Genomic DNA, 4,880 nt, shown 5'->3' with positions numbered 1-4,880 from the left:
CTGATTTGCGAAACGCTGATTTTTGGGCGGCGCGGGAATGCATCTATCATTTTATAAATTCAGCGATCCTCATCATTTACCAAATACCTCAAGTTGCCAGTCTTAAGCTGAAGTCTCAGGTTTGAAGTTTTAAGTCAGTCTTTCCATACTTAGAATTTAAGACTTTTAACTAAACACAAAGCGTCAATTTATCAATGGCATCACAGTACTACTATCCTAAAGGATACCGGTATCCTTTAGGATAGTAGTATCTTTTTGATAGTTAAGTGGGGTAGTTTTGCTTTCACAAAATATAGAGCAATGAAAATATTACATCTCATCAGCAGCCCGCAGGGCGCAGCATCATTCAGCGTAAAATTAGGCAACGCCATTGTAGGCGAATTACAATCTGCCCACCCAGATAATACTTTAACCACACACGATTTAACAGCTACGCCATTTCCGCACCTGGAAGAAGCACACCTAACTTCTTTTTATACTCCCGAAGAAAAAAGAACGCCAGAACTTGTTGAAGCCGTTAAACATTCGGACGAGGCAATTGCCGAGCTAATGGGTGCCGATGCCATAGTGATCGATACTCCTATGTATAACTTCGGGATTCCATCAACTTTAAAAACATGGATAGACCATATTGCCCGCGCAGGCAAAACTTTCAAATACGATGGAAAAGCGCCCGAGGGATTGGTTAAAAATAAAAAAGTATACCTGGCCATTTCATCAGGCGGCGTTTATTCAGAAGGGTTTATGAAAGCTTATGACTTTACTGAACCTTATTTAAGAGCAGTATTAGGCTTTATGGGGATGACAGATATTAAAACCTTCAGGGTTGAAGGTGTAAAAGTACCTGGCTTACAGGAAACAGCTTTGGATAAAGCGATCCAGGCTATTGAACTTTAATAGCAAACAAAAACGGAAGGTTTTGACCTCCCGTTTTTGTTTATGCTTTTTATCGTCAGAGCTTCATAACAAAACTATCCGTTAAAACGGCTGTATGTTCGTCTTTATCTGCTACAGTATAATATTCACCTGTTAGATTAAGTCCCCTGCTATTGCGTTCGAGGCTTATTTTTAAGAAGCCATGTTTAGTATCGCAATTATTTTCAAGGCTTACACCATCAAACCGCGAATCTTCGGCTGTAAAACCTTCATTATCTGTTAAGGCAACAGGATGCAATTCGTCAAAACCTCCTGTGCCGGCAACAATGTAAGGCACCACAGCTAAATCATCATATTGCTTACTGAAACGCTGATAGTTGTGTACGTGTCCGCTAAAAACTATATCTGGCCTGATCCCGGTTTCTGCAAAAACTCCTTCTAAAAAATCAATCATTGGCAAACTGGCCCCATGATTAATATCTGCCGAATAAGGAGCGTGGTGCATACAAAGGATGACGGCTTTATCAGGCCGCTGCATATCTGCCGATCTTAATTCTTCCATAAACCAATCCCGCTGTTCGCGGGTAACAACGCCGTATTTTGGCACATTGGTATGCAAACCGATGATGGTTGCCAGCGGGGTATCCATCGTCCAGTAAATATTGGGTTGCGGTACGCTTTTGCGGTCTATTTTTCGGCTCAGCATTACCGGGCGCGAAACGGTATCGCAAAACACGGTTGTAAACGCATCCAGGCTTTGATACGGCATTGCAGCAGCCGGATTTACGTCGCTATCATGATTGCCGGCTATAGCAAAAATTGGCCCCGGATACAGGCTGTATGGCTCAAAGAATTGGTCGTAATAGTTTTGGGACTCGCCGTAGTTGTAAACAACATCACCCAAATGGTATAAAAACCTGGGCTTATCAGCGCTGGAAAACGCTTTATATTGCGCGGCCATTAAACCGGCTATACGCTTTTGTGAGCCGGGATTACGGATACTCCCGGTATCACCAACCATATGAAAAACCATTTTGTCATCGGCAATGCCGGGCACTACATCATGTACGGATAAATGATAGGGATAATCGCCGGAAGGCTCGGGCAGCGGCTGAAATTTATAGCTATCATCCGGCTGATCTTTTTTGATAACCGGACTGGTGTGTTTTAATGAAGAAATTAAAGCCATTTGCTCCATGATACCCGCAAAATTAAGCAACCTAATATTAAGAAAGGGTTAAATTGAGGTTTGATGTTTAAGGCAGGTGATTGAAGTGCTTACATTTGCGTATGAAAAACTACAAAATAATCTTATCTGCAACCCTGCTTACCTTATCGGCGTGCGGTGTTAACAAGGTAAAAAGCACCTCTGCCGGTTCCGATTCTGCTAAAAATCAAGCTTCTGCCCCTGCCGCAAATACAAGCATGTTTGCCAAAATGCAAATAAAGCCCGCTATTAAAGTTGGAGATCCTGTCGAGCTAAAATTTACGGTTTACAATGATGCCGATACAGCTCGTCAATTCTGCAAATGGCATACCCCATTTGAGCCGCTTATGAGCAAGTATCTCGACGTAAAAGACGCAAGCGGCCAGGAAATGTTATACAAAGGTGCTATGGCCAAAAGAATAATGCCGCCACCTGCCAGTAGCTATATTAAAGTTAATCCTAAAGATAGCCTATCAACTACTGTTGACTTGTTAAAGGCCTATGATATCAGCAAGCCTTCAAAATACACTATAATTTACGTGGGGCAAAATATGAGTGGGCTGGCGGTGAAAGATAGTGTTGAGTTTGTTTATGGAGGGAAGTAAAAGATTCCCCCCTTTAATTAAGAAAACTATAATAAGCCTTTTAAATTCCCCTCTTGAGAGGGGGCGCGGTGGAAAAGAGGGATTGCAGGGGTGTGTTGTGCGATTAGCTTATCAAAGCAGAAACACACCCCTCCGCCCCTCTCAAGAGAGGATTCGCACAATCCCCCCTTTTATATGCTCTTTAAACGGCCACCGCTTTCATCTTCGCCAGCGCTGTTTTAGCTACCGTTAAAGCATCCTGCGCATAATAACTTTTATTAAAAACCTCGAACGAGATCACCAATGGCCGTTCGGGGTTTTTAACTATTTGCAGGATCTGCTTAAGTGGCGCAATACCGTCACCGCAATAGATCCTGTCTGGTTCGGAAATTTGCTCCGGACTGATACCCGCGGGATAATCGTTCACATGAAAAATATCAAGCGCATGATGACCAACATAGTTCAGACTATTTACAGCCGACTGCCCTTTAAAAACATGGAACACATCCAGTAACATTCGTGCGTTAGGATTACCGCATTGGGTAGCCACATAAAGTACCTGGCTTATATGCTTGAGATTCTGCGATCCTCCCCACATTTCCAGCTGAGGCATAACACCCGTTTGTTCGCCCATTTTCAGGATGGTTAGATACCGTTCGGTAACTACATCCAGATCAAGTACCGGGCCTTTGGTCATACCCGCCGGAGGGGCAGCAATGCGATGACAGCCAATTTTCGCCAGCATTTCCATCTCCTGCTGCAATTGTTCGAGAGCTTTTTTGCGCGTTGCTTCATCATCGGTCAGCCAAGGGGCAAAACCTATAGCATCCTCAATTTTAAGTCCCAACCCATCGATTATCTTTTTGGCTTCGGTTAATGAGCCGCCACCTTGCAGGTAGGTTTGCAGGGTATCAATCCAGATCTCAACCGATGTAAAACCTGCTTTGGCAGCAACCTCAAGTTCTTTAACAAAGCCAAGGTTATGCCCGCGGACGGTACTCATATTTAATGAGTAAACAAATCCATTCCCCGCTTTAGGCGCTATCGGTGCTGATGCCGTCGCAGCCTCGCTCAATACAGCGGCACCAGCCGTTAAACCTATTGCTTTTAACACCTGCCTGCGGTTTAAATTGCTCATATATTAATCTTTTAAACCTTTCAGATAGGCTATAGTGACAGGCAACTGTTGGCTATACGACGGGCTTTCATCTTCAATAAAATAATGTTTGATACCCGCCTTTTTCGCAGCTTTCAACACCCCGGGAATATCAATTTGACCTGTCCCTAAGGCCACATCGTTTTTGGTATCCGTACCGCCGGTAAGGTCGTTAGCTACACCTTTGCGGATATCTTTGAGGTGCATTAGTTTAATCCTCGACGGATATTTATTAATAAGCGCAGCAGGATCCTGCCCGCCATGAAACGACCACAAGATCTCGATCTCGAACGAAACATATTTCGGGTCGGTATTTTGGGCGATATAATCGAACAGCGTACCATCGTTATAAGTACCAAACTCATAGCCGTGATTATGGTAACAGAAGGTTAAACCTGCTTCGCTCAGGATCTTGCCAACGCGGTTAAAGTCAGCTGCTGCTTTTTGGGCGTCATCTAAAGTAAACTCTTTACCATGCGGGATCCAGGCTACCATCACGTATTTAGCACCCAATATCTTAGCCAACTTGATCACGCTGCCCGGGTCATTCACAATAGCCTCATACCCAGCTCCGGTTGATGGGATGCTGATGCCCCGATCGTCACACATTTTCCTGAACTCTTCGGGTGGCATGCCTTTTGGCCCTTCGCCTTCAATTTCGGTAATGCCTAATGATTTTATGGTATCTAATACAGACGCAGTGGCTTTAGGCATGCTACTGCGAAATGTGTAGGCCTGTACACCGATCGGATTGGTAAATAATGGCTTGCCTTGTGCCGAAGCTTTGTTTTGTCCTAAAGTCATGGCGGCTAAAAGAGCTATAAAAACGGTCGATTTCTTCATGGTTAAAATTGGTTAAATGGTATTAGTCTGCATGTTTATTATAAACCTCATTGCCCTTATTATTACCGAAAACTGTTGAAATACAGGGACTTTGAAGGGAAAAAATGACATTTACCCCTTTGTCATGCTGAGGTACGAAGCATCTTCTTCGCCCTGTATAATGGGCCATGCTTGTTGAAGAAGATCCTTCGTAACTCAGGATGACAGTTTATAT

At 43.7% G+C, this 4,880-nt stretch carries 5 protein-coding genes; 2 read left to right on the top strand and 3 right to left on the bottom strand.

What is annotated here, in order from left to right; genetic code table 11:
* The first annotated feature begins 300 nt into the window (after positions 1–300).
* On the top strand, positions 301–897 hold the full coding sequence (locus tag VF500_RS11055; protein ID WP_330859728.1) for an FMN-dependent NADH-azoreductase: 597 nt from the start codon (positions 301–303) through the stop codon (positions 895–897).
* A 55-nt stretch (positions 898–952) separates the two neighbouring features.
* On the opposite strand, the gene VF500_RS11050 is transcribed toward VF500_RS11055, so the two are convergent.
* On the bottom strand, positions 953–2,065 hold the full coding sequence (locus VF500_RS11050) for a metallophosphoesterase family protein (RefSeq protein ID WP_330859727.1): 1,113 nt from the start codon (positions 2,063–2,065) through the stop codon (positions 953–955).
* 101 nt (positions 2,066–2,166) lie between these two features.
* Here VF500_RS11050 and VF500_RS11045 point away from each other — a divergent pair, with 101 nt between their 5' ends.
* A complete protein-coding gene (locus VF500_RS11045; protein WP_330859726.1) occupies positions 2,167–2,688 on the top strand; it encodes a protease in 522 nt (173 codons plus the stop codon).
* A 181-nt stretch (positions 2,689–2,869) separates the two neighbouring features.
* On the opposite strand, the gene VF500_RS11040 is transcribed toward VF500_RS11045, so the two are convergent.
* Together VF500_RS11040 and VF500_RS11035 are read right to left on the bottom strand one after the other, a co-directional pair.
* Positions 2,870–3,805, bottom strand: coding sequence for a sugar phosphate isomerase/epimerase family protein (locus VF500_RS11040; RefSeq protein ID WP_330859725.1), 936 nt, complete (start codon positions 3,803–3,805; stop codon positions 2,870–2,872).
* Between the two features lie 3 nt (positions 3,806–3,808).
* On the bottom strand, positions 3,809–4,666 hold the full coding sequence (locus VF500_RS11035) for a sugar phosphate isomerase/epimerase (protein ID WP_330859724.1): 858 nt from the start codon (positions 4,664–4,666) through the stop codon (positions 3,809–3,811).
* Positions 4,667–4,880 lie beyond the last annotated feature (214 nt).

This window comes from Mucilaginibacter sp. (assembly GCF_036383575.1).
Classification (GTDB): Bacteria; Bacteroidota; Bacteroidia; order Sphingobacteriales; family Sphingobacteriaceae; genus Mucilaginibacter.
This window is presented reverse-complemented; position numbering and strand designations above follow the sequence as displayed.

Coding starts and splice junctions, on each gene's coding strand:
- VF500_RS11055 (WP_330859728.1), top strand. CDS start 301: ATGAAAATATTACATCTCATCAGCAGCCCGCAGGGCGCAGCATCATTC.
- VF500_RS11050 (WP_330859727.1), bottom strand. CDS start 2,065: ATGGCTTTAATTTCTTCATTAAAACACACCAGTCCGGTTATCAAAAAA.
- VF500_RS11045 (WP_330859726.1), top strand. CDS start 2,167: ATGAAAAACTACAAAATAATCTTATCTGCAACCCTGCTTACCTTATCG.
- VF500_RS11040 (WP_330859725.1), bottom strand. CDS start 3,805: ATGAGCAATTTAAACCGCAGGCAGGTGTTAAAAGCAATAGGTTTAACG.
- VF500_RS11035 (WP_330859724.1), bottom strand. CDS start 4,666: ATGAAGAAATCGACCGTTTTTATAGCTCTTTTAGCCGCCATGACTTTA.